The 23,384-nt window shown below is 58.2% G+C and carries 21 protein-coding genes and 1 riboswitch; of the genes, 14 read left to right on the forward strand and 7 right to left on the reverse strand.

From position 1 onward, the window contains the following. The first annotated feature begins 188 nt into the window (after positions 1–188). Complete coding sequence (locus tag Q1A20_RS10195; protein ID WP_299916885.1) at positions 189–932, forward strand: SDR family oxidoreductase; 744 nt, start codon at positions 189–191, stop codon at positions 930–932. A gap of 21 nt (positions 933–953) precedes the next feature. Continuing rightward, positions 954–1,265 carry a cupin domain-containing protein gene (locus Q1A20_RS10200; RefSeq protein ID WP_299407194.1) on the forward strand — a complete coding sequence of 104 codons (312 nt, stop codon included), beginning with the start codon at positions 954–956 and terminating at the stop codon, positions 1,263–1,265. Between the two features lie 217 nt (positions 1,266–1,482). Here the strand turns inward: Q1A20_RS10200 and bluB are convergent, their stop codons facing one another. Beyond that, complete coding sequence (gene bluB, locus Q1A20_RS10205; protein WP_299407196.1) at positions 1,483–2,190, reverse strand: 5,6-dimethylbenzimidazole synthase; 708 nt, start codon at positions 2,188–2,190, stop codon at positions 1,483–1,485. A gap of 43 nt (positions 2,191–2,233) precedes the next feature. Beyond that, positions 2,234–2,428, reverse strand: a riboswitch (cobalamin riboswitch). Between the two features lie 414 nt (positions 2,429–2,842). Further along, a complete protein-coding gene (locus Q1A20_RS10210) occupies positions 2,843–3,814 on the reverse strand; it encodes a VPLPA-CTERM sorting domain-containing protein (RefSeq protein WP_299407199.1) in 972 nt (323 codons plus the stop codon). 218 nt (positions 3,815–4,032) lie between these two features. On the opposite strand from Q1A20_RS10210, the gene Q1A20_RS10215 reads away from it, so the two are divergent. The 6 genes from Q1A20_RS10215 to Q1A20_RS10240 are packed head-to-tail and all read left to right on the forward strand — an operon-like array spanning position 4,033 to position 8,077. Further along, positions 4,033–4,422, forward strand: coding sequence for a Fur family transcriptional regulator (locus tag Q1A20_RS10215; RefSeq protein ID WP_298973044.1), 390 nt, complete (start codon positions 4,033–4,035; stop codon positions 4,420–4,422). 29 nt (positions 4,423–4,451) lie between these two features. Then, the gene (locus Q1A20_RS10220; protein WP_299407202.1) at positions 4,452–5,093 is read left to right on the forward strand and encodes a DUF2796 domain-containing protein; all 642 of its coding nucleotides are present in this window, start codon (positions 4,452–4,454) and stop codon (positions 5,091–5,093) included. 14 nt (positions 5,094–5,107) lie between these two features. Next, positions 5,108–5,809 carry an ABC transporter ATP-binding protein gene (locus Q1A20_RS10225; RefSeq protein WP_299407204.1) on the forward strand — a complete coding sequence of 234 codons (702 nt, stop codon included), beginning with the start codon at positions 5,108–5,110 and terminating at the stop codon, positions 5,807–5,809. Continuing rightward, the gene (locus Q1A20_RS10230) at positions 5,806–7,056 is read left to right on the forward strand and encodes an ABC transporter permease (RefSeq protein ID WP_299916886.1); all 1,251 of its coding nucleotides are present in this window, start codon (positions 5,806–5,808) and stop codon (positions 7,054–7,056) included. The genes Q1A20_RS10225 and Q1A20_RS10230 overlap by 4 nt, the downstream gene beginning before the upstream one ends. A 17-nt stretch (positions 7,057–7,073) precedes the next feature. Then, positions 7,074–7,577 carry a DUF3299 domain-containing protein gene (locus Q1A20_RS10235; protein WP_299407209.1) on the forward strand — a complete coding sequence of 168 codons (504 nt, stop codon included), beginning with the start codon at positions 7,074–7,076 and terminating at the stop codon, positions 7,575–7,577. Between the two features lie 29 nt (positions 7,578–7,606). Then, positions 7,607–8,077 carry a DUF3299 domain-containing protein gene (locus Q1A20_RS10240; RefSeq protein WP_299407210.1) on the forward strand — a complete coding sequence of 157 codons (471 nt, stop codon included), beginning with the start codon at positions 7,607–7,609 and terminating at the stop codon, positions 8,075–8,077. A gap of 36 nt (positions 8,078–8,113) precedes the next feature. Here Q1A20_RS10240 and Q1A20_RS10245 read toward each other — a convergent pair whose 3' ends face one another. Then, positions 8,114–8,290, reverse strand: a complete 177-nt coding sequence (locus Q1A20_RS10245; RefSeq protein WP_299916887.1) for a hypothetical protein — start codon at positions 8,288–8,290, stop codon at positions 8,114–8,116. Between the two features lie 76 nt (positions 8,291–8,366). Between Q1A20_RS10245 and Q1A20_RS10250 the strand changes: the two genes are divergently transcribed. Further along, on the forward strand, positions 8,367–9,272 hold the full coding sequence (locus tag Q1A20_RS10250; RefSeq protein WP_299407215.1) for a LysR substrate-binding domain-containing protein: 906 nt from the start codon (positions 8,367–8,369) through the stop codon (positions 9,270–9,272). 392 nt (positions 9,273–9,664) lie between these two features. Here Q1A20_RS10250 and Q1A20_RS10255 read toward each other — a convergent pair whose 3' ends face one another. Next, complete coding sequence (locus Q1A20_RS10255; RefSeq protein WP_299407218.1) at positions 9,665–10,402, reverse strand: NAD(P)H-dependent oxidoreductase; 738 nt, start codon at positions 10,400–10,402, stop codon at positions 9,665–9,667. Positions 10,403–10,506: 104 nt separating this feature from the next. On the opposite strand from Q1A20_RS10255, the gene Q1A20_RS10260 reads away from it, so the two are divergent. Next, positions 10,507–11,382, forward strand: a complete 876-nt coding sequence (locus Q1A20_RS10260; RefSeq protein WP_299407221.1) for a LysR family transcriptional regulator — start codon at positions 10,507–10,509, stop codon at positions 11,380–11,382. 90 nt (positions 11,383–11,472) lie between these two features. On the opposite strand, the gene Q1A20_RS10265 is transcribed toward Q1A20_RS10260, so the two are convergent. Then, positions 11,473–12,858 (reverse strand): DUF3179 domain-containing (seleno)protein, encoded by a 1,386-nt coding sequence (locus Q1A20_RS10265; RefSeq protein ID WP_299407223.1) that lies wholly within the window; start codon positions 12,856–12,858, stop codon positions 11,473–11,475. A 248-nt stretch (positions 12,859–13,106) separates the two neighbouring features. After that, complete coding sequence (locus Q1A20_RS10270) at positions 13,107–13,661, reverse strand: hypothetical protein (protein WP_299407226.1); 555 nt, start codon at positions 13,659–13,661, stop codon at positions 13,107–13,109. Positions 13,662–14,334: 673 nt separating this feature from the next. Here Q1A20_RS10270 and Q1A20_RS10275 point away from each other — a divergent pair. The 3 genes from Q1A20_RS10275 (at position 14,335) to Q1A20_RS10285 (ending at position 21,479) form a co-directional block, all read left to right on the forward strand. Further along, entirely contained in the window at positions 14,335–16,794 is a 2,460-nt protein-coding gene (locus tag Q1A20_RS10275; RefSeq protein WP_299916888.1) for a M10 family metallopeptidase C-terminal domain-containing protein, read from the forward strand. 426 nt (positions 16,795–17,220) lie between these two features. Further along, the gene (locus Q1A20_RS10280) at positions 17,221–18,384 is read left to right on the forward strand and encodes an efflux RND transporter periplasmic adaptor subunit (RefSeq protein ID WP_299407232.1); all 1,164 of its coding nucleotides are present in this window, start codon (positions 17,221–17,223) and stop codon (positions 18,382–18,384) included. Continuing rightward, positions 18,381–21,479 (forward strand): efflux RND transporter permease subunit, encoded by a 3,099-nt coding sequence (locus Q1A20_RS10285; RefSeq protein ID WP_299407234.1) that lies wholly within the window; start codon positions 18,381–18,383, stop codon positions 21,477–21,479. The genes Q1A20_RS10280 and Q1A20_RS10285 overlap by 4 nt, the downstream gene beginning before the upstream one ends. A gap of 108 nt (positions 21,480–21,587) precedes the next feature. On the opposite strand, the gene Q1A20_RS10290 is transcribed toward Q1A20_RS10285, so the two are convergent. After that, positions 21,588–22,469: a LysR family transcriptional regulator gene (locus tag Q1A20_RS10290; RefSeq protein WP_299916889.1), complete on the reverse strand. Its 882-nt coding sequence runs from the start codon at positions 22,467–22,469 to the stop codon at positions 21,588–21,590. A gap of 132 nt (positions 22,470–22,601) precedes the next feature. On the opposite strand from Q1A20_RS10290, the gene Q1A20_RS10295 reads away from it, so the two are divergent. Beyond that, positions 22,602–23,081 carry an ester cyclase gene (locus Q1A20_RS10295; protein ID WP_299407240.1) on the forward strand — a complete coding sequence of 160 codons (480 nt, stop codon included), beginning with the start codon at positions 22,602–22,604 and terminating at the stop codon, positions 23,079–23,081. The last annotated feature ends 303 nt before the right edge of the window (positions 23,082–23,384 follow it).

Below are 23,384 nucleotides of genomic sequence, written 5' to 3' on the forward strand. Positions count from 1 at the left end.
CATCTCCATGGTCTTTCCGGACTTCAAAAGGTCATATCGAAACACTATCGGGAACAAAACAGAGGCGTTCATGTTGTCGTTCTCTCTTTCCCTCGCGAGCTTGACCAGGTTTCGCGATACATATCACACTGGTATACCAGTTAAATGACTAGTATACCAGTGTGAGTGAAAACGGAAAAGGACAGCGCATGAAACTTGCAGGGCAAACGGCGATCATTACCGGCGGTGGTCGGGACATCGGACAGGCCGCCGCCATTAAACTGGCTGCGGAAGGGGCAAATGTGGCCATCAATTATTATTCCAGCAGTGCCGGAGCGGATGCCGCGGTGGAGCAGATCAAAGCGCAGGGAGGGCAGGCCTTCGCGCTTAAGGGTGATCTGACCAAGGTGGAGGATGTCGACGCGCTTGTTGCCCAGACAGTCGATGAGTTTGGCGGGATCAACGTGCTCGTCAACAATGCCGGAGGCCTGATCGCCCGCAAGACTGTGTCGGAGATGCCGCTCGAACACTGGAACGCAGTGATGGACCTGAACCTGACGAGCACATTCATGATGACGAAGGCGTGCCTTCAGCACATGAATACCGGAACCATCGTAAACCTGGCAAGCCAGGCCGGACGCGATGGCGGTGGGTCCGGTGCGGTGGCTTATGCCACGTCAAAAGGTGCGGTTATGACCATGACCCGCGCGCTGGCCAAGGAGTTGGGGCCGAACATCCGGGTCAACGCCTTGTGTCCTGGCATGATCGACACCGATTTTCATAATGTGCATACGCCCGATGCGGGCCGACGCGGGTATGAAGCAGCCGCACCGGTGAAACGACAGGGCAATACCGATGATACGGCCAACCTGATCTTGTTCCTCGCCTGTGCGGATTCTGCGTTCATCACCGGCACAAACATCGACATCAACGGCGGGATGGTATTCTCCTGACCGCTTCTGAAAGGATCTGACATGTCTGAATTTCCGATTGTTTCGACGGCAGAAAACGTGACCCGGCAGGTCCTTTCGGATCATCCGGAGCTGATGGTGGTGGCTTTCCGTTTCGGCCAAGAAGGCGCCATTGGCGCGCTCCACAATCACCCCCACGTTCAGTCGACCTATGTTGAAAGTGGCCGGTTCCAGTTCACTCTTGGCGATGAAGTACGCGAGGTCGGGCCGGGGGATAGTTTTGTTATTCCGTCCGGGATGAAGCATGGGTGCGTCTGTCTGGAACCCGGCACGCTGGTCGATTGCTTCACACCACGCCGGGAAGATTTTCTCTGAGCTGACACCCGCAGGGCGACCTAAACAGCCTTCTTGATAGGTCCGGTTTGTCCCGAATGCCGACCTTATCCCCTGCGATATTGACCGGTGATCCCCGTGAAAGTGCTTACATGCCCTCTTCGAGCGCAAAACCGGCAAAAGCCCCGTTTGGAGCTGACGGCTGTACCTTAAATCAAGGCGACATTGCTAAGCTAGAGTGGGGTCGGCCCAGCAGCAATCAGCTCGTTGCGCTTTCGGATGTGGCCGGGTCATCCTTGCAGCCCCAGCGGTCCGCAAACACCAGATCCGCCAGCGGTAACCGTTTGCGCCAACCTTTTGCCTCCAGCTCAGGGATTTCATGCAAGGCGTCCACATGGCCCAGACACAGATAGGCCACCGGCACCACGCGATCGGGCAGATCCAGAACGGTGCGGATGTCGTCCTCGCGAAAAATGCTGACCCAGCCAACGCCAATGCCCTCGGCCCGAGCCGCGAGCCAAAGGTTTTGCACCGCGCAGACGGTTGAATAAAGGTCCATCTCCGAATTGTGGGTACGGCCCAGAACGACCGGCCCGGCCCGCTCCCGATCGCAGGTGATGCATAGATTCACCGGCGCTTCGAGGATACCTTCGAGCTTAAGTGCTGAATAAACCGGGCGGCGGTCGGCGGGAAACATGGTCACGGCCTCGGCATTGGCGCGCGCAAAGGCGGTTTGCATCTGCGCCTTCACCTCTGCATCGCGGATCACGATAAAGTTCCATGGCTGCATGAACCCGACCGAAGGCGCGTGATGGGCGGCATCGAGAAGCCGCATCAAAACGGCCTCCTCGATGGGGCGGGGGGTGAATTGACTTCGCACATCGCGACGGGTGTGAATGGCGCGGTAGACAGCGGCCTTTTCTTCAGCAGAAAACGGCCCCGTCGGGGCAGGAACGGGTGGCAACATGACATATCCCCTGTCACAGACACTGGCCGCCCGGTGACCATCGGGAAGCCCTGATATGTCTGGCCGGTCTTCTGACTTGGCATCACCTGGGGCTGCGCCTTCTCGACCGAAGCCAATGGCACGATGCAGCGCCATCCACCTTACAGCGTTGGGCACGTTGCGGAGTTCCACCGCATTCCCGATTCTCTCACCTTACCGTTTGCAAGGCAGGGCAAGCACCAGACTGTTGGAGGCTAGCATTCCGTGAGACGGGTCACAATCAGTGTTCGCTGAAAGTCGCTTTGCCGGGGCGCTTGTAGGTTGAAGCTGATGTTTGAAACTTCCTGGTTGCTGATCTTGATCCGTTGTTCCGAAACCTAGAACAACTGTGAAAATTTGACCCTCCCCAGTATTATAAAAGTTCGAGATCGGGCGGTCCCTAGGGCGCTATCAGGTTCATCTTCTAGGCGTGGCTGCGAAGTCGCGAAAAGATGCGCACCTTCGATGTTAAAACAACGCACCCTGCAGGACATCTTTAAAAATTTTAGCAACATGGCCTGCCGGTACTCACCAGACTGGTAATGCAGAATAAAAGGGGCGCCGAATTCAGGGTTGAGGTGGTCGGATTGAGGCCGCTGATAAGCGGCCCCAAAACAACTCGGCTTACTCTTTATCAGGAGGGTTGGCGTCGTGCCTTTACCACTCCGAACATTCCAAAGCCCGCGAGCAGCAGGAGCGCGCTTGCGGGAAGTGGAACAGGTGCAATTTCAGGGCTGGTATTTGCCACACCGAACTGCGCGCCGGTAAGATCGGGGGCGTTGAAAATGCTGGTCAACGCGCCGGCAAGGGTGCCGGTGATTTCAAGGCCGATCCCCCCTTGTGCCGTACCGAAGGAAAAGAGGTCGAGGCCGGTCGGCCCACCAATCACGTCTCCGAACACGGTTTCCGCCAAGGTGTCGATCACAAAGTTGCCGACAGTGACCTCGACATCATCGGTGGTGTCCAAGGTGAACAACGTGACGCCGCTGCCGTCGTGGAGGATCTCAAGTCCCCCGCCGGCCGTGGAACCACCTGTGATGGGGAAGGTAAAGGTCGCCCCGGTCGCCGTCGCTGTTCCAAACGGTGCACCGCCAAGCCCTAGTGTCGTAAGCGGGGCGGTTACTGTCACGGTTGTCTCACCGCCGTTGATTGTCGCCGCGTTGGCAGCACCGGTTGCTAACGCCAGGCCTAGGCCCAGGGTGAGTAGTAGCTTTCTCATTTCGTTCATCCTCTCCGTTGATATGGTGAAAGTTGTTGGTATTGCCGATCCGAACACGTGCGCCCTGTCGATGACGGTTTTGACGATCATCACGTTTTGTCTGGCCTCCGAAATCTGCGGCCACTGCGGTAGTGAAACTGTCCGTAACCGGTAAAGCTTCGGCCAATACTGGCCGAACATTGCAGCCGCGACAGACAACAGGCCGAGCCCCCGGCAAAGGCAGCTGATTTGACAAGTAATGTGCACTTCATGCGGTTTTCCAAAATCGTGTGCATATTTCACACGAGCAGAAAGGTAGCTGAGCCTTTGCGCTATGCAAGGTTTTCGTGGAATTTTTTCACACATTGTCGGTATTCCGCCTAAAATCAGACCGATCAAGGCAGTCATCGCAGCGATTCCCAGGACCGCTCATTTGGTTCACCGTTGATGAGATCTGAAATCTTTGCCGGTGCTAACGACTATTTTCGCCAGGTGCGCACCATTGCCAGACCACAGCGCAGCCTCGCCTAAGCGGACATTTGTCAAAATACTTATCGAGAGATTTGAGGCATTGAAGATTGTTATTTTATAAAATAACAATTTGCCAAGTCTTCGGAGACCCCCTCATGCGTAAACAGGCAGCGACGCGGCAATCGGACGTTCTGAACGTGCTGCGAACACATGGCAAACCGATGTCGGCCTATGACATTCTGGACAAAATGAAGGTGGCCGAGCCTGAACTGGCGCCGCCTACTGTCTATCGTGCGCTATCTGCGCTGACCGATCAGGGGCGTGCGCACAAGCTGGAATCGATCAAAGCCTTTGTGCCATGCCGCTGTGCGCATGAAGCCTCGGTGCCCGTTCTGGCCATCTGTGATGCCTGCGGTGCCGTTGAAGAACATGATGGCACGCCGCTGTTGTCGCAACTCGATCAAATCTCTACGCAGTCAGCCTTCAACGCGTCCCGCCATATCGTGGAAATTCACGGGCAGTGCCGAGACTGCTCGACGTCATGAATCCCCCCTTGCCCCATTGGAGTACGGCTATGAAAAAGATCACCTACATCGCTGTTGTCGCCATGACCTCATCATCGGTTGCCGCCGAAGAAGCCCGCCAACTTGACGCCCATGAACATGGTGTCGGCCAGCTTGATATCGCTTTTGACGGCGCAAAAATCGCGATGGAATTTCACGCGCCCGGCGCGGATATCGTGGGCTTTGAATATGCCGCTGAAAGCGCCGAGGACCGCGCCAAGGTAGACACCGCCGTCGCAACACTTGCCCGCCCGCTTACCCTTTTTGAGCTCCCGGCGGCGGCGGGCTGCAGCGTAGTGCAGGCCAGCGCCGAGCTGGAAAGTGAAGAGGCACACGAGGACCACGACGAACACGCCCATGACGATCATAAGGAAGAAGCCCACGGCGACGAAGATCATGCGGCGCATGAAGAACACGAGCATGATCACGACGAGCACGCAGAACATGCCCATGAGGCAAGCCATACCGAGTTTCACGCAGAATATCTGCTGAATTGCGCGGATACTTCTGCGGCAGATCTCATCACATTTGCCTATTTCGACAGTTTCCCCAATGCGCTTGAGCTCGAGGTGCAGGTGATCACCGAAAAAGGCGCGACCGCCTTCGAGGTCACGCGTGATGCGCCGACCCTTGATCTGCGCGACATGTTCTGAGGCCATCCGCGTCGGTGCCAGAGCATAGCTCAATTCTCGATCTGAAGGACGTCGGATACCGCTGGCCGGGACGGGCGTCTTTCGGGCTGACCATTCCCCAGTTTACCCTCGCACCTGCCGAGACAGTTTTGCTGCTGGGCGAAAGCGGGTCGGGCAAATCGACACTGCTGTCCCTGATTTGCGGGACGATCATCGCCGACGCGGGGCGCGTGCGCGTGGCGGGTACGGATATCGCTGCCCTGTCGGCGGGCAAGCGGGACAGGTTTCGGGCTGAGCACATCGGCCTCATCTTTCAACAGTTCAATCTGCTCCCCTTCGCGCGTGTCATCGACAACATCCTGTTGCCGCTGCGCTTTGCCCCCCAGCGCCGCGCGCGGGTGCCTGCGCCGCAGGAAGAGGCGCAGAACCTCTGTGCTGATCTGGGTCTGCCGACCGAACTCATCAATGCCAAGGCCGGAACGCTCAGCGTCGGGCAACAGCAACGGGTGGCCGCAGCGCGCGCCCTGATCGGGGCGCCCCCGCTCATCGTGGCGGATGAGCCCACGTCATCGCTTGATGCGGCGACCCAGGCGACGTTTTTGCATCTGCTCTTCACGCAGGCGCGCGCGCATGGCACCACGCTACTGATGGTCAGCCATGACGCGCGGCTTGCCGAACACTTTGACCGCGTGGTGCAGATGTCCGACATCACTCAGCCCCATTTGGCTGCGGCATGATCCTGCGCCTCGCTTTCGGCTCTCTTCTGGCACGTGCGGTGACGGTGGCGATGACCATCCTGGCCATTGCCCTGTCGGTCGCGCTTTTTCTGGGGGTCGAAAAGGTGCGCACAGGAGCCAAGGCCAGCTTTGCCGATACGATCTCCGGCACGGACCTGATTGTGGGGGCACGCTCCGGCTCCGTGCAACTGCTGCTTTATTCGGTGTTCCGCATCGGGAACGCCACCAACAATCTGACGTGGGAGAGCTATCAGGACATCGCGGCACGGCCCGAAGTGGACTGGATCGTGCCGATCTCTCTGGGCGACAGCCACCGGCAATTCCGCGTCATGGGGACAACAACTGCGTTCTTTGAGCGTTACAAGTATCGCGCCGGACAATCCCTTGCCGTTGAACGCGGGATGATCATGGATGACCTCTTTGATGCTGTGATCGGTGCGGACGTGGCGGCGACGCTCGGCTATGATGTGGGCGATCCGATTGTGGTAGCCCATGGGTTGGCGTCTTTCATCGAACATGACGATCAACCGTTTCGCGTCTCCGGCATTTTACAAAAGACCGGCACGCCCGTGGACCGCACCGTGGTTGTCAGCCTGGAGGCGATTGAGGCGATCCACGTCGATTGGCGCAGCGGTGCGCGCATCCCCGGTCAGTCAACGCCCGCTGAGACCATTCGTCAGATGACGCTGGAACCGCAGGCCGTGACCGCCGCCCTTGTCGGCGTCAAAAGCCGGTTGCAGGTCTTCAATCTGCAACGGGCGATCAATGAATACCCCCAGGAGCCACTGCTGGCGATCCTGCCGGGCGTGGCCCTGCAGGAGCTGTGGCAGATCGTGGGGATCGCGGAAACCGCGCTCATCGCGGTCTCCGGCATGGTCGTTGTCACGGCCCTGATCGGCATGATGGCCACGATCTTTTCTAGCCTCAGTGAACGTCGCCGCGAAATGGCGATCTTTCGCGCCATGGGGGCGCGACCGCGCGTCATTCTCAGCCTTCTTGTCCTGGAGGCGGCGATGATGGCGGCAATCGGTGCGCTCATCGGGTTGGCGCTTCTCTACGTCAGCCTGCTCTTCGCACAGCCATTGGTCGACGCCGCGTTCGGCCTCTGGCTGCCGATTGAGGCCCCGACGCTTCGAGAGCTTTGGGTTCTGATCGGCGTGGTTGCCGCTGGCGCAATTGTGAGCCTGGTACCTGCAATCAGAGCCTACCGGATGTCGCTGGCCGATGGTATGATGGTCCGCATCTAAAGCAGAGGTATCAGCTTATGGAACTCTCACGTCGCCACCTTTTGACCACCGCATTGGGATTTGCCACCCTCCCGAATGCCGGGCTTGCCAATACGCCGAAGCTGGTTGGCTGGGACGACCTGATCCCGCCCGGTGTGCCCTATTCCGAGATCATAGGTGAGGGTGAGATTGACATGGTGCGCGACACCTGGCTGCCGGAATTTGACGAGAACGCCACCAAGCTGAACCCAGTTCTGGATGGGGCTTATATCAAGATGCCGGGCTACGTGCTGCCCATCGATATGTCGACCGCGGGTGTGACCAGTTTCATCATGGTGCCCTATGTCGGTGCCTGCGTTCACGTCCCGCCCCCACCGGCCAACCAGCTGGTTTTTGTCGATAGCGAAAAACCCTGGCCAAGTGACCAGCTCTGGGACCCGGTCTGGGTGACCGGCATCATGAAGCATGAACTGCAATCCACCACGCTTGCTCACATAGGTTATGCGATGACAGCGGAAAAGATTGAGGTCTATGAGTGGTGACGCCACATTTGAGCCGACGACGGGCGCTCATGACAGCTTTCGCCGCCTTTGCTCTCAGACCCGGCATGGCCGGCGCCAAGGATTACATAGATCTGGAATGGACGGATCTGGTGCCGGAAGGCCAGGCCGCAATCCCCCCCTTCATTCAGGGCCTGATCCAGCATGACGGGCCCAGCCTGAGCAGTCAGCAGCCGCCCTCGAAAGGGGTACGCACCGAATGGAACGGCGAAATCGTGCGCCTGCCTGGTTTCATCGTGCCAATCGACTATTCCGGCACGGGCGTGACCGCCTTCATCCTTGTCCCATTTGTCGGCGCATGTGTTCACGTGCCGCCCCCGCCGGCCAACCAGTTGGTTTTTGTCACGACAGAAAAACCCTATGAAAGCTCCGGCATGTTTGAACCGGTGAACGTCATTGGCATGTTTGGAACGGCATCCACATCCACGCAGCTTGCAGATATCGCCTATGCCCTGTCAGCGGATCATATTGAGCCGTTCTGAGCGTTAAAAACCGGCGCCTCAAGAAGTATCCTTTAGTTATTCAGCGTCGATGTGTCCGGGATCGAATGGCAGATCCGACAACTCGCGTTTGCTCATCTGGCGCAGGGCGGGATGTGAAAGCGGATCCCGCTTCCATTGCGCTTGAGCCGCTTCGGTTTTAGCGTCCTGGCGCCAAAAGGAGCGCAGGTGAAATGTCCGGATGAGGGCTATCACGTCCATGATCTTAGGATGCCATATCGGGCGCGATGAGGGGATCGACTTTGCAAGGTTCTAGGTTTAGAAAATCTAAATGCATCCGCTCAACAAACTTCCGCTCTCTGCGCTCCGTGCAGTCGAGGCGATAGGTCGGCTCGGCACCCTGGCCGCTGCCGCTGATGAGCTTGGCGTAACATCCGGCGCGCTCAGCCAACGACTTGCGAAGGCCGAGGCTCGTCTTGGGGTGCCCTTGTTCCTGCGTGAGGCACCGGGGCTTCGCGCGACGGAGGCCTGCGAACGCATTCTGCCACGCCTCAGCCTGGGCATGGAGCATCTGGCCTCTGCGCTGGAGCTGCTTGAGGATGACGAGACCACGCTCACGGTCACAGTCGCGCCGATCTTTGCAAGCCGCTGGCTTATCTGGCGCATCCACCGCTTTCATGAGCTTGAACCCACGATCAGCGTGCGTGTTGAACCCCGTGTGGATATGGTCGATTTCCGCAACTCCGAAGTCGATGTGGGGATCCGCGTCGGCACGTCGCCGGGCCGCCATGTAAGCGCATCGAAGCTTTTGGATCAGCGGGTCTTTCCGGTGTGCTCGCCCGAGATCGCGCTCCGGGTACGCAAACCCGAAGACTTGTTGAAGCTTCCGATCATTCGAGAAAACGATGACCTCTTCGGTTGGAAGACCTGGCTTGCGAACACCGGACTGTTCGTTCCGCCCGCCGTACCGGGGCCGACCTACGCAGATGCCTCCCTATGTCTCGACGCGGCGATGACAGGACAGGGTGTGTTCATGGCGTGGGAAACGCTGGCCTCGGATGCCATCAAAGCCGGACAACTTATCGCCCCGGTTCCCGGGCGGTGCGAGACCGGACAAAGCTACTGGTTCGTGGCGCACCCGCGTTCCGCAAAGAAGTCGAAGACGGTGAAATTTCGCCGCTGGCTCGAAGCGGAACTGATGCGCTCCGTGATCGAATGGCGGAGCGGCGGCGATTGACGATGCCCGCCCGTGGAGAGTTCGGGCAATTGTTGCTCTGCTCCATTTAATACGACCTCAAGGCCGCAATATCGGCCCCCAGCGCATCACTGCTGACCGAACGTGGTCAGCAGTGTCTTGATAGTGACTCTCCAAGTTGAACGGAGAGACCAATGAGGCGCATTCTCAGGGCATGCTACGCAGGCCGCACCGCATTCAAAACTAAAGCGCCACCAGAGGATAGGCAGGACGCAACTGCGGTTGCCCATCTGAAGGATCACCTCCGTCGGGATATCGGTATCGACGATGCGCACAGCAGGGTTCGAACCACGTGCTGCGATCCGCTAGAGGTCGAGATCCGCAGGCTGCTTTCGCGTCTCTAAAGAAAGCCACAGATTGCCGCACTTTCCCGACTAACGATCTGGCGCAGCGATAGCGCGGCCATCGTCATCCCAGTCACCCCAGCTTGGAAACGGGATAGGCTCGGCAGCGTCCAGCGCTCCAAGATACGACCGCCAATCGGAGAGGTTTCGTTCAAGCCTTTTATGCAGGCTCGCGTCGTCCTCATACCTGTAGCCATGTCCCTGCACACCGAAGGATATGAAGGGCGGCAAGACCGAGAAACCCATGTAATGTAACGAATATTGGATCGGCCAAAGCATTGTCTGGAAATCACCGCCGCGACTGCCGGGGCCGAATGCCCGTTCCGGCGCACCTGTGGTCACAGAGACGATGACCCGTGTGCCGCGAAAGTGGCCCGTGTCATAGCGCTTCCGGCTGGTGTAGAGGCCGCCGTTGACGAACACGCGGTCCATCCAGCCTTTCAGAATGGCGGGCGGGCCGTGCCACCAGAGGGGAAACTGCAGGATGACCAGATTTGCGCGTTTCAGGTGCTCGATCTCGGCTTTGACCTCGCTTGGCAAGGTACCGTTTTCCCAAGCATGACGCTGCTCTCTCAGCGCTGCGAAAGCCTCCGCGTCGGCGCGGTCGCGGTAGTGTGTCGCGCGCTCGACCGGATCAAAACCTGTGCGATAGAGGTCATTCACGGTTGTGCTGTAGCCGATGTCCAACAGGCTTTGACGCGCTCCTTGCGTCAACGCGCCATTGTACGACGACGGGTCCGGATGGGCGTGAACAATGTGAGCGTGCATTTCGAGCATCTCCAGTGCGGATGGCTATTTGCGCTATTGTTCAACGTTCATTTTCGATAAGAAATTGATCAAATAGGTAATTTGACATTGCAAAAGTGAACAACATGCTTGACTGGAATGACTACAAGGTTGCCCTGCAAATTGCCGAGGCCGGGTCGCTCTCCAAGGCCGCCCAAATGGCCGGGTCAAGCCATCCGACCATGTTTCGTAGGATAAACGCTGTGGAAGCGAAGCTCGGCGTTCGCCTCTTCGACCGGCTCCGAACCGGTTACCGGCCCACGGCGGCTGGTGAAGAGGTTGTGGCCGTCGCACGTCAGATTGCCGAACTCACGACAGAAACGGAGCGCCGCGTTGGCGGGCGTGATCTTCGACCCTCTGGCACCGTGCGGGTCGCGACGACCGATGCGCTTTTGTGTGCTATGCTGACACCGATGATTGCGCAGTTTCGACAAGTCGAACCCGAGATCACGCTTGAGATCGTGGTGTCCAACGAGATCTCCGATCTGTCTCTTCGGGAAGCGGATATCGCCATAAGACCCGCCCGCGCGCCGGAATTGCATCTTGTCGGGCGCAAGCTGGGCGTCATCCGTCAAGCGATCTACGGCAAACAAAGTGATCATCAGAATAACGGAATTCGGAGCGAACTCAGCGAGATGCCCTGGGTCGGCCCAGACCGATCCATGCCCTATCCCGAGCTGCATGCGTGGATGGCGAAGAACGGGTATGATGACAGGTGTGTCTGTCGGATGAATACCCTGCTGGGGATGCATGCCGCGGTCCGTTCAGGCGTCGGCATTGCAGTCCTGCCCACCTACCTTGCTGAGGCCGATCCTGAATTGGTCTCTCTTAGTGGGTCAATGGATGAGCTCTCGGTCGATCTGTGGCTCTTGACACATCCTGACCTGCGCAACACGGCACGTGTGCGCGCTGTACTTGATTATTGCGCCGTTTCTGACGTCATAGCCATGCGCCTGAAGTAAAGGATGCTCAGGCTGTCGGGTCCCGCAAACTGTTCATGTCGAGATCCCGTTGAGATGGCCCGCTTTCGTGGAACCGCGCTGCAAAGCACTCTATTGCATCCACAATTCGGTTTGCGGGTGAAATTGCGACCAGGCAAACCAGAATGCCTGATGGCTTCCCAGATCAGAGCCGTCTGAATCCACCGCTTTTATCCCGCCGGCATCAAGTTCCAGCCGAATGTTTTCAAACGCGATCTCATCGCCACGCGCCAAGGCAACAAGCGCCGTGCTCCTTTGGAAGGCGACCGGCTTGCCCGAGGCCGTGACCGCGCCAATCACGTCTTCATGCACCGGTAGCCGTGGGTCGACATCCCCGACCGGGAAAATCGGGCCATTCGCATCGCGGCCATTCCGAAAATCCGGATCGCGCCCGAGTGCATATCTTTCAAGCAGTACGGTTGTTTCCGGGTGTTCTTTCTTCCAGGTGCCCCAGTCGGTGGTGATGACCGTGGCCTGTTTGAGTTGCAGTTTTTGCGCGGCCAGCGGTCCCGTGACTGCATGACCCAAAAACGTGTCGAACACGGAGAATGTGTTCAAATCGTACATCACCTTGTTGGACCGGCTCAGCAGCCCAGATGTGCGCAGGATCGGTCGTTCAATGCCCTCAGGCAAACCATCCGTGAAATAGGCCTGCGCCGCGCCGCACAAGGTGCAATAGGGAATGCCGAGGTCGCGACCGCCCAATGTGTCGTTCACCATCTCGCGCACCTCCATGATGCGCCGGGGATAGGCACGATATTCACCGTTCACCCCGATGCCAAAGACAATATCATCGTCTTTCAGCCAGGTGGCTTCATCGGCGCTGCTCACATCCGGATTGTCGGCTGCGGGGATGCAGTTGCACAGATCGTCCGTCCTATCAAATGGGCGATCATCGATCAGGACACCGCCCCAGGAAACCAGCCTCCAGTCAATATCGCCTTCCGCAAAAATCCTGTCCCATCCGGGGACAATACCGGTGAAAATGGCGCGCTTTACCGTGAGGTAATCGGGAGGGGCCGGAATGTCCCACGCCATGAGGTGATCGGTGACAACACCCCAATTGTTTCCTGCCGCGAACTCTTTACCCAACAGCTCGGACGCGGCATTGGAAAGGGCGTCATGCAGCTGCCGCGAAGGCACAAAACGCATCATATCGCTGATGATCCAGACCAGCCGAGGGTCCTTGGAACTGGCAATCTCCGCCAGCGCCAGCTCTTGATTTTCATCCCAGGTCGAGAGGGTCACACTGTCGACAAATGCCACGCGCACGGCGAATTGCATCGCGGGGGATAGCGCGCCATCCGGGACAGCGGGCGGGTGGCCAAACTCTTCGATCACATAGTCGGGCAGCGGATCTGTGCTCTGCGCTTGCAACGCGCCAGAACAGGCCAGAGACAGCGCCAACACCGATGCGATGCGTAGAATGCGAGGAAGAATATCACGTGCCGACACCATGAATAGGCCTTTCCAAATCTTACTTTATCCAAAATCGCGCGGCCCAGATGCCCATCGGGAACTAGCGCGCGAGGTCGCATCAAGTGTGCCCTGACTCTGCACAGGCACCCAATCACGTTTGCATCAGGGTTGGTGAGCACGCGGGGAGGCGGTGCCAGACCGAAGGCGAGTTTCCTGCAAAATTGGCCACGCAAATACGCTGACTTTCCGCGCTTCTGTCATGGGATGGATGGCCACGGCCTGAGCCCCTAAACGACAATCTCATCGGCGTGTTTCAGCGAGACCGGCCCGCGGTGCAGAAGGTGGGGAACTCCGACAAAGAGGAGGGGTCGATGGCCCAACGTGTGCATCTCTTGAAAGTATTTCTCGGTCCGGTGATGCAGCGTGTTCAGCCCGGCGACGCAACCAGGTGAATAGGGCATAACATCAGATTTTGGCGCAGCGATGTCGGCGGCCGGACCGGCATCCTCATATCGCCAGATCACCGTGTCACGAGCAGAAAACCCTGCCTTATCAACAGGTACCGCAAAGAAGCGTCGACCGTTGTCGGGCCAGGAGTGCCCCGTCCTCAGCATGGCCTCGCGTATCGCTTCGGGGTGGACCGTCGAGAACTGAACACAATCACACCAACGGCATTCTAACTCCGGCAGCGGTCGTGTCGGAAGGGCTTCGCGTCCGCGATACTTTGCCATCTTGGCAGCATAAAGGTCGGGGTGTTCCTTGCGCAACGCGTCGAGGGGAAGAAGGAGATTACCGCGCAAGTTCGGCGGACACATATGATAGACAACCGGTTTTTCCGTCATATGTACTTGGCTCCTATCCTTCGCATGATGGTATGCGCGCTAATGCTGTCCGTTCGTTAGCAGATGCGAAGCAGCGATGCAGTCGCTTGCCGACATTGGACCTGGATGAGCCATGCCTTGCCGGGTTGCGAAAACGTTGTCCCGCATCCGCAGCACTTTTGCTTTCTTTGTCGATGTTAACCGCGGGTTTCGCTGCCGATCAAAATCTGAATGAAATAAAAGCTCCTGAGGCGGGCGCTTTCGCCTTCAACCTCATCGAAATTGTTCTTCTCTCTGATCAATCTCCTGTGAAATCAGCCGGGCCCGGATGAGCCTCGGAATTTTGAAACGGCTGATTTCACAGCAGCGATCCCAATTGCCACGGGCTGCGCCTTGTCGATTAGCCAGGAAAGCGATTCGAGAAAATGCAGGTTAGGACCTGTATTAAATTTCGGTAAAAGCGGGCGCGTTCTGGTTGAAATATATTCCCGCAATTGGGGAGTTGCAGCGCGATTGAAATCGGCTAACGTGCTTGCGGGCAGTGGAATGAAAAACAGGGATGCCAATGTCTACAAAACCGCCCCTCCAATATGACCACATCAACTTTGGCGAACAATCGATATCTGCTCCAGATGCTATAGCACCAGACGAGACTTTATCCGAACATCTATCGACCTGCGAATGCGCTGCCTGCATGGCGTCTGATCGTTTCAAAGATGATGTCGACAGAGCCCCAAACGTAACCAACAGCACTGCGGCGTCCGCAGCGGCAGCTGCAACACTTCAGGAGATGTCCAACTTCCTGGAGGCCGGGTATTGGAACAGCGCCAACGGTCCGCGTCACAACCTCGGCTCGACCGGGTCCGATCCCAACAATGGCGTTCTGTACTACAACGTAAGCGGCTTTGGCCCTTTGACCTATGGTGGCGGCAGTGACACCAACGGCGTATCCGCGGCACGTGCGGACCTGATCCGGGATGCTTTCGATGTCTATGAAGCGGTCCTCGGGATCGATTTCGTGGAGACGACAAGCACCGATGACAGCGTTGTTGACTTCTTCTTCTCTGACAACTCCAGCGGTGCCTATGCCGGGTCAACGCGCTTCGGCGACGGCACCATCTATTATTCCTACATAAACATCGCGGCGAGCTGGTCAGGCGGGACATCCACCTACGATGACTACACGCTGCAAACCATCTTCCACGAGATCGGCCACGCTCTGGGTCTTGGGCACCAAGGGCCCTATAATGGCAGCGCAAGCTACAGCAACAACGCCATTTTTGAACTCGACAGCTGGCAGGCATCGATGATGTCCTATTTCTCGCAGGGCGAGAATACAGCGATTTCTGCAAGCAACGAATTCTTGCAAACGCCGATGGCGGTGGACTGGTTGGCGCTCGACAGCATCTATGGGCAATTTGGATACGGCGTTTCAAACGCGTTTCTAGGCAATACGACCTATGGGTTCAATACAACGATCTCGGCAAGTGAGAGCCGAATCTGGAATGCTTATTCCGACTATGCCAACCGCACGGCATCCACGATTATCGACGCAGGCGGCATCGATACGCTGGACGTCAGCGGGTACAGCGCGAACCAGAAAATCGACCTGACCGTTCAGTCAGCAACCCAAACATTCCAAAACACCTCTGACATCGGAGGCCGGATCGGAAACCTCACACTTGCGGTCGGGACGGTGATTGAAAATGCGATCGGCGGGTCAGGCAATGACCAGTTCATCGGCAACCAAGCCGACAATGTTTTCGAAGGTCGCGCTGGCAACGACACATTCATTGGTCTGCTCGGCAATGACACCTTCCACGGCGATGCCGGGTTCGACACCGTCATCTACTCCTCTCTCTTTGGCTCCTACTCGTTCTCGCTTCTTCAAAATGCGATCGAGGTAATCGGGGAGGGGATCGACCTTGTCTACGACACAATCGAGAGCCTTCAGTTCTCCGATGTCACCTACAGTTTTTCAGACATCCTGAACCTGTTTGACAACGCAGCGCCAGTGGCAAGAAATGACGCCGCGACGGTGGACGAAGGCGCTACCCTCACGCTGAATGTGCTGGCCAATGACACGGATGCAGACCTGGATCCCCTGACAATCACGGCCGTCGAGGGGCAGGCGATTGCGACGGGCGGATCGGTGGACCTTGCCTCGGGCGCCTCTGTGACGCTGAAGAGCAATGGCACGCTTGAGTATGTGCAAAATGACGTATTCGACGCGCTGATGGACGGCGAAACAGATACCGAAAGCTTCTCCTATACGGTCTCGGATGGGAACGGTGGCACAGACGACGCAACTGTTTCCGTCACGATTGAAGGGGTAGGTAGCGTCGCGGCAACCCCCATCGGTCAAAGTGGCACGGTGACGGTGGTGCAGGACAACTCGGATCAATGGCATACCGTGACCTTCAGCGCAGTCATTGAGAACGCCGTTGTCGTCATGGGGCCCATGACCTTCAATGGCGTTCAACCGGGAACGACGCGCGTGCGCGACGTCACCGACACCGGGTTTCAGTTCCAGATCGACGAATGGAATTATCTGGACGGGGGCCACATCGAAGAAAGCATCGGGTGGCTTGCAGTATCTGAGGGCTCACATACGCTGGCTGGCGGCCAAACCATTGTCGCCGGGACCCAAGACATCGGCACTGACTTCACCGAGATCAGTTTCGGCGAAACACTGGGCGAAGCTGTGGCGCTGGCAGAGGTCACCACTTTCAATGGCTCAGACGCAGTCACCACGCGGATCAAGAACGTGGACGACAGTGGCTTCGAAGTGCAATTGCAGGAAGAAGAAGCAGAAGGCCCCCACGTCATCGAAACCGTCTCATGGATCGCGATCGAAACAGGCACATCTGCCGGTCTCGACGTGTTCCTTACGGACGATCAGGTAAACCAGGACGCGGATAGTTTTGTGTTCAACACAGGCTTCGGCACGGCGCCGGTTCTGCTCGCAGATATGCAAAGCACTGACGGGCCGGATACGGCGACCCTGCGTATGAGCGCGTTGAGTGATACCGGCGTGTCGCTTTTTGTCGAGGAAGAGGCCTCTGATGACAGCGAACTGCGCCACACCAACGAAACGGCAGGCTATGTAGCCTTGGAAGCAGGGCTGATCTACGACGAGTTCGTCTTGGTCTGAGCCGCGCGGGCGTTGTTTTCTGAACGGATGATGGATTTGGAGTGACGCGGTCATACTGCGGACACGTCAAGCCCGCCTTTTGGCGGCCTTTGACTGCAAAGGAACTTCCTTTACGCGAAACGCATCAACACCGTACTCAAAAGTTCTATACCTACTTTGCTGGCATGACACTTACGATCCGCCGGTAAAGACATATACCCGCAGGAGTTGGACATGTTTCTGCGTATTTGCCAGCGTTCAAAACGCGAAACGACCTAACTCAAAAGAAGTCGAACCAGAATTTCGCAAAAATTCACGGTTTTTGCGACGGAGAAACCGTGCGTCTGCGTTTAACAGCCGGGTCACAGATTCTGAAAGTGGTTTCGACGGATGCGCATATATTTGACGGCTATCGCTGCTATTGCGATTCTCTTGGGATCTTATGGCATGACTTTTGGCGTTCCGGCTGGGATCAAAGCGTCACTTGGGATCGACCAGGCGGCTGTCAGTGACGCTAATCGCGGTCCCGCAGGTGCGCCGCCAAACGGCGCACGGGGCGGCGGTCCGCGGGGCGGTAACGCGGCCAGTGTCACTGCGGTGGTCGTGACCCCGCTGGAGATGCAACCCTATGAGGATGTCCTGCGCGCCATTGGCAGCGCCTCGGCCTGGCGCAGCGCTTATGTGGTTTCTGATGTCTCGGGCGAGGTGATTGAGATCAATCTGCCCGCCAATCAGAAGGTCGCTGCGGGCGACGTTCTGGTCCAGTTGGATGCCCGCACCGAAGTGCTGAACCTGGAGATTGCCCAGGCGGAGCTGACGCAAGCCCGTGATACCGTCCAGCGGTACGAACGCCTGCAGTTGAACGGCAATTCGACGATCACGGATGTCACGCTCTCGGATGCCCGGGTGGCGCAACGTCTGGCCGAGGCGGCTGTGGGGCTTGCCGAGGTGGCGTTGGAAGACCGGACACTCCGCGCCCCGATTGCAGGAAAGCTGGGGCTGAGTGAGGTCGAGGTTGGCGACATCCTGTCGGCAGAGACCGTCATCGTCACAATCGACGATTCACAAGCACTGGAGGTCGAGTTCGAACTGCCCGAACGCTCCATCGCCCTGCTTGAGACAGGGCGCACCATTCTGGCGAGCACCCCATCGCTTACGGGTCGGATCTTTGAGGGTGAGATCACGTCTTTTGACAGCCGCATCGACAGTGTGACCCGCAGCGTGACGGTTCAAGCACGGATTGAGAACCCCGATGGCCTGCTGTGGCCGGGTATGACCATGTCTGTGCGCCTGATCCAGCAAAGCGATCCCCTGGCGGTTCTGCCCGCAACGGCAATCACCTGGTCGCGCAATGGATCAAACATCTGGATCGAAAGAGACGGTCACGCCGAGCCGGTCGCGGCGACTATTCTGTTTCGGCGCGGGGATCGGGTGTGGATCGACGCCGACGTTCCGATGGGCACGCGGGTGGTGACGGAAGGAGCCCAGAAATTGCGCGCCGGAACCCGGATCGCGGCAGTGCAGGGACCGCAGGAGGGGGGTCCCCAGCCTGCCTCGGAGATTGGCGAGGCCGAAACCGCGCGGCCTGACCGACCGGGGGCGCCCACATGAACGCGACCTTGCCGCGGCGCGACAAATCAGGGATGGCGGATCTTTTCGTGGCACGCCCGATTTTCGCGGTTGTCATCAATCTGCTCATCCTGATTGCAGGACTTGCAGCGCTGGCATCGGTGGACGTGCGGGAAATGCCCGATGTCGACCGGCCGGTGCTGTCGATCCGCACCGATTACGAAGGCGCAGTGGCCGAAACCGTGGATCAGGAAGTCACCCAGGTGCTCGAAGACGCTCTGAGCGCGTTGGAAGGGCTGTCCTATATGGAAGCAAGCTCCAGTAGCGGCGAAAGCAGCATCACCATTGACCTGTCGGAGGGCACCGATGTGGACGTGGCCGCAAATGAAGCGCGTGAGATCGTCTCCGCCACGCTGCGAGAGCTGCCCGATGACATCGACGATGATCCGACCGTCTCCAAAAACGATCGCAACGCCGACGCGATCATCCGCCTTGCCGTCATGGGGGACGCAGATTTTGATGAATTAACCGCATTGGCCGAAGGGCCGATTTATGACCGGCTGTCCCTCATTGACGGCATCGCAGAGGTGACCATACGTGGTGATCGGGCCGATGAGTTTCGGGTGACGCTGAACATGCCGTCACTGCTCAGCCGCGGGTTGACGGTATTCGACGTATCCGATGCGCTGACCGATCTGCGTGACGATACACCACTTGGATCGCTGGACGCGGCCTCGCAAACCCTGGCGCTGCGGGTTGGCAATGCCACGGTGACGGCAGAGAGCGTTGGCCAGATCCCGATCGATGCGACCACTCGCGTTTCGGATGTGGGATTTGTCCAGGTCACGCCAGAGGACAGTGACGTCTTTGCCCGTGTCAACGGCCAGCCCGCCATTGGGCTCGACATCAGCCGCCAGTCCATTGGCAACACGCTCGACATCTCGAAATCTGTGCGGGAGGCTGTGGAGGAGTTGCGCACGGGGCTGCCGGAGGATGTCGATCTCATCATCACCTCCGACGATGGCGTTTTTATCGAGAGCTCCATCGAAGAGGTGGTGAAATCCATCGGTCTGGCCACCGTGATCGTGATCGCGGTCATCTTTCTCTTCCTGCGCTCGCCGCGCGCGACGGTGATCCCGGCCGTCACGATTCCGGTGGCGCTGGTGGGTACCATCGCCGCAATCTGGCTGACCGGGTTTTCCGTCAACACGATCAGCCTTCTGGCGCTGGTATTGGCGACGGGTATGGTGGTGGATGATGCCATCGTGGTGATCGAGAACATCGTGCGCAAACGCAAGCAGGGCATGGGCGCTTTTGCGGCGGCAGCGGCGGGTACGAACGAGGTGTTCTTTGCGGTCATTTCCACAACCGCGACCCTTGCGGCGGTCTTCATCCCGATTTCCTTCCTGCCCGGACAGGCGGGGGGTGTCTTCAGCGAATTCGGCTTTGTGCTGGCCTTTGCGGTCACCCTGTCCTCGATCACGGCTTTGACGCTGGCCCCGGTGATGGCGGCGCTGCTGGACCCCGGCAAACCCGAAAAGGCTGGCCAACCGGCGCCGCCGGGGGCCGTCGCGCGTGCATTTGATGTGGTGATGGACCGGGCGATCCGCGCGCCGCTGCTTGTGCTGGCCATCGCTGGCAGCTTTGCCATCATCGCAGCGGGAGCGGCGGTCTCTCTCTCTTCCAGCATCACGCCCAGTGAAGACCGCGGGTTTTTCCTGATCCAGGCGCGCGGCGCTGCGGATACGACACCTGAATACCTCGACACGCAGGTCGCGCAGATTGAGGAGATTCTGACCCCCTACCGGGGCAGCGGCGAAATCTCGGCGGTACAAAGCATCATTGGCGTACGCGGTGGGACCAACGCGTTCATTATCGTGCGCCTGCCGGATTGGGCGGAGCGCGCGCGCAGCCAGCAGGAGATCATCACGGAGGTCAGCGGCCAGTTGGCCCAGGTGCCCGGGGTCCAAGTCAGCGCCAGATCCACCAACAGCCTGAACATCCGTGGTGCCGGGCGTGGTCTGCAATTCGCCGTCACCGGCGCGGATATTGCAGCGATGACCGATGCCGCCGACACCCTGATTGGTGCGATGTCCGATGATGAGACCTTCCTCAATCCGCAGCTTTCCAACGACAGCGTGCAGGCGCAGTTCGAAGTGCGGGTCGATGAAGACATGGCCCGCGTGTTCGGCCTGTCCGAGGCTGAAATCACCGCCACGGTGAGTGCTATGGTGCAGGGCAGCGTCGCTGTGAGTGTCTTTGAGGGCGACACGGAAACGGATGTGAATGTGGTGCCGGGCGGTCAGCCCATTGATGATCCTTCAGATCTGGAAGCGATCTACCTGCGCCTGCCTGATGGGGCCTATGTGCCGCTCTCCGCGGCGGCAACGCTTGTCCCCATGGTGAGCCAATCACTGATCGAACGTCAGGGGGGCGCTCTGGCAGTGTCGGTACAGGCCAACCTGAACCGGGGCGTCGATCTGGGTACCGCGATGACACGGCTGAGCGAGATCGCCAGTGAAACACTGCCGACGGGCATGGGCATCATCTTCACCGGGGAGGCGGCCAGCCTGAGCGATAGCCAGGCCGCAATGTATATGGTGTTTGGCATCGCTCTTGTTGTTGTACTCCTGGTGCTGGCGGCGCAATTCGAGAGCTTCGCAAGCGCGGTTGTCATCATGCTGACCGTCCCTTTTGGTCTTGCGGCCGCATTGATGGCGATATCCCTGACCGGCGGGTCACTGAATTACTATAGCCAGATCGGTCTGGTCATGCTGATCGGGGTGATGGCCAAGAATGGCATCTTGATCGTTGAATTCGCCAACCAATTGCGCGAAGCGGGTCAGGACATTGACAGCGCGATCCGTGATGCCTTGCGCCTGCGCATTCGTCCGGTTCTGATGACCATGGTTTCCACTGTTTTCGGTGGCTTACCGCTTGTCCTGACCTCGGGGGCAGGGGCCGAAGCACGTATCGCGGTGGGGTGGGTCATCGTTGGTGGGCTGGGCTTTGCCACAGTCTTTACTCTGTTTCTGACGCCGATCTTTTATCGCTGGATCACCGTTTACGGAGCAGAGCCCGGCAAAACGGCCAGGCAACTGCAGCGCGAGAATGCGCTTGTCGCTGTTACAGAGTAGCAGGCCCAGATGGATGCGATCAGTCAGGCGCTCTTGCGTTTTGATCGTGGAAGACACCGGATCGCTGGGAACCGTGCTTTTTGACGCTTCGCCAGCTGTCTTGTGAACTCAATGGGCGGCTTCGGCGAGGAACTTCACGAACAATGAAGTCAAACCTTCTTTTGGCGCGTTCGGTGGCCAAACCGCGAATACCCCAACAGGGGCCACAGACCAGTCGGGCAATACGTGCCGAACAACCCCTGCAGCGGCGTCTTCCTCCATCAGGAAATCCGGAACGATTGCCAATCCGGCCCCGGAGCGCGCCAGGTGATACAAGGCGTGCGCATCATTCACGCTTAGCCGCGCGGCCGGTTTTAAAAGCTCCGGCTGATGCCCGGCTTTTTGGAATTCGGACATCGGTTTGACCTGGGTCAGTTCCACCCAATCCCAGTGCTCGACATCCTTGGGCGTGTCCGGTGTGGGCCGGGTGCTCAGATACGATGAGGCGGCGACAAGGCACCGATCCACATCATAGAGCTTTCGTGCCTTCAGTGCGCTATCCTCAAGCCACCCCATGCGCAGTGCCACATCAATGCCATCGCCAATCACTTCGCGACGCAGATCGGAAAAGTCGAGGTTTAGACGCACGCCCGGATGGGCAATTGAAAACTCGGCCATCCGCTTAACGATGCTGGATTGCGCCAAAACTGCGGGTGCGGTTACGCGGAGCACGCCGGAAGGCTGCGCTGCCATGTCAGAGATTGCGTTCAGCCCGGCCTCCGCGGCATCAATCATTGCACGCGCAGCACCGATCAGTCGTTCACCATCACGCGTCAGGGAGAGTTTACGCGTCGAGCGATAAAGCAGAGCGACCCCGAGCTGCTCTTCCAGATGCGTGATGTGATGGCTGACAACCGAGGGCGAAAGGCGAAGCGCTTTTGCCGCGGCGCGAAAGGAGCCGTGATCCACTGCTTTCGCGAATATCGCAATTTGTCGTAGTTGATCGATCACTACTTAACTTATCCGAACAGTTAAACTTATTAATTCTATCTTATAGAACTATTTTGCTGGGTCTATGCTCATTCTGCGCGGGCCGGTACTTCGGTCTGCGCGGTGATTTCCCAGCGTGAAGGAGCTAGAAAAATGAAGATAATCAGAGCATTGGCAGTAGGTTTTGCACTACTGATCGTACCCATGGCCGAGAGCGCGCAAGCCAATGAGCAGGCGACGGTTCAGGTGTTTTACGATTTCTTGAGCAACCCGGTATCGGAAGAGAATGCTGCAGCATTCAAAGCCGCAGTTGCGGAGGATTGGGAGAGCATCGGCGACTACTCAGGGGAGACCAAATCCCGTGAAGAACTGATGGGTCAGATGGGGGGCTTTGCGCAGCTCATCCCCGATCTGAACTGGGCGGTTGAGGAAATGATCCAGTCTGGCAACCAGGTGGTGGTCAGAGGCCGCGCAACAGGCACGCCAAATGGCCCCTTGTTTGGGGTTGATGGTAAGGGCAAGAGCTTTGAAATCATGAGCATCGACATCCACACAGTTGAGGGCGGCTCAATTGTCAGAACCTACCATGTGGAAGACTGGTCAGGTGCGTTGCGCCAACTCAGTGCTGACTAAAGTCAATGTGCCAGACGGTTATAAGTATGGCCGTCTGACCACTTTGTCGGAGCAGAGATGACCATGGTAAAGCGCTACACCTTCGTTCCACCCATTGAGGGCAAGAATTACGCCTGGCACCTGTCCTCATGTTTCGCCTGAGGTCCCAAATGTCCCTACCGCGCTGAGGGAACAGAAAACGACATATGCTGACGATCTATCAGCCTCCGGAGTCGATCAGTATCCCGCGGGACTCGGCACGATAACCGACGCGGATGTCAGCGATCAAACCAAGATAGATGCCCTGGATGAGAAATACGCTAT

Origin of the sequence: uncultured Roseobacter sp., from assembly GCF_947501835.1 — a bacterium.
Lineage (GTDB): Bacteria > Pseudomonadota > Alphaproteobacteria > Rhodobacterales > Rhodobacteraceae > Roseobacter.

What these genes read in the sequence shown, in the direction of transcription:
- Q1A20_RS10195 (WP_299916885.1), top strand. Translation starts at nt 189, where the DNA reads ATGAAACTTGCAGGGCAAACGGCGATCATTACCGGCGGTGGTCGGGAC.
- Q1A20_RS10200 (WP_299407194.1), top strand. Translation starts at nt 954, where the DNA reads ATGTCTGAATTTCCGATTGTTTCGACGGCAGAAAACGTGACCCGGCAG.
- bluB (WP_299407196.1), bottom strand. Translation starts at nt 2,190, where the DNA reads ATGTTGCCACCCGTTCCTGCCCCGACGGGGCCGTTTTCTGCTGAAGAA.
- Q1A20_RS10210 (WP_299407199.1), bottom strand. Translation starts at nt 3,814, where the DNA reads ATGACTGCCTTGATCGGTCTGATTTTAGGCGGAATACCGACAATGTGT.
- Q1A20_RS10215 (WP_298973044.1), top strand. Translation starts at nt 4,033, where the DNA reads ATGCGTAAACAGGCAGCGACGCGGCAATCGGACGTTCTGAACGTGCTG.
- Q1A20_RS10220 (WP_299407202.1), top strand. Translation starts at nt 4,452, where the DNA reads ATGAAAAAGATCACCTACATCGCTGTTGTCGCCATGACCTCATCATCG.
- Q1A20_RS10230 (WP_299916886.1), top strand. Translation starts at nt 5,806, where the DNA reads ATGATCCTGCGCCTCGCTTTCGGCTCTCTTCTGGCACGTGCGGTGACG.
- Q1A20_RS10235 (WP_299407209.1), top strand. Translation starts at nt 7,074, where the DNA reads ATGGAACTCTCACGTCGCCACCTTTTGACCACCGCATTGGGATTTGCC.
- Q1A20_RS10240 (WP_299407210.1), top strand. Translation starts at nt 7,607, where the DNA reads ATGACAGCTTTCGCCGCCTTTGCTCTCAGACCCGGCATGGCCGGCGCC.
- Q1A20_RS10250 (WP_299407215.1), top strand. Translation starts at nt 8,367, where the DNA reads ATGCATCCGCTCAACAAACTTCCGCTCTCTGCGCTCCGTGCAGTCGAG.
- Q1A20_RS10255 (WP_299407218.1), bottom strand. Translation starts at nt 10,402, where the DNA reads ATGCACGCTCACATTGTTCACGCCCATCCGGACCCGTCGTCGTACAAT.
- Q1A20_RS10260 (WP_299407221.1), top strand. Translation starts at nt 10,507, where the DNA reads ATGCTTGACTGGAATGACTACAAGGTTGCCCTGCAAATTGCCGAGGCC.
- Q1A20_RS10265 (WP_299407223.1), bottom strand. Translation starts at nt 12,858, where the DNA reads ATGGTGTCGGCACGTGATATTCTTCCTCGCATTCTACGCATCGCATCG.
- Q1A20_RS10270 (WP_299407226.1), bottom strand. Translation starts at nt 13,661, where the DNA reads ATGACGGAAAAACCGGTTGTCTATCATATGTGTCCGCCGAACTTGCGC.
- Q1A20_RS10275 (WP_299916888.1), top strand. Translation starts at nt 14,335, where the DNA reads ATGGCGTCTGATCGTTTCAAAGATGATGTCGACAGAGCCCCAAACGTA.
- Q1A20_RS10280 (WP_299407232.1), top strand. Translation starts at nt 17,221, where the DNA reads ATGACTTTTGGCGTTCCGGCTGGGATCAAAGCGTCACTTGGGATCGAC.
- Q1A20_RS10285 (WP_299407234.1), top strand. Translation starts at nt 18,381, where the DNA reads ATGAACGCGACCTTGCCGCGGCGCGACAAATCAGGGATGGCGGATCTT.
- Q1A20_RS10295 (WP_299407240.1), top strand. Translation starts at nt 22,602, where the DNA reads ATGAAGATAATCAGAGCATTGGCAGTAGGTTTTGCACTACTGATCGTA.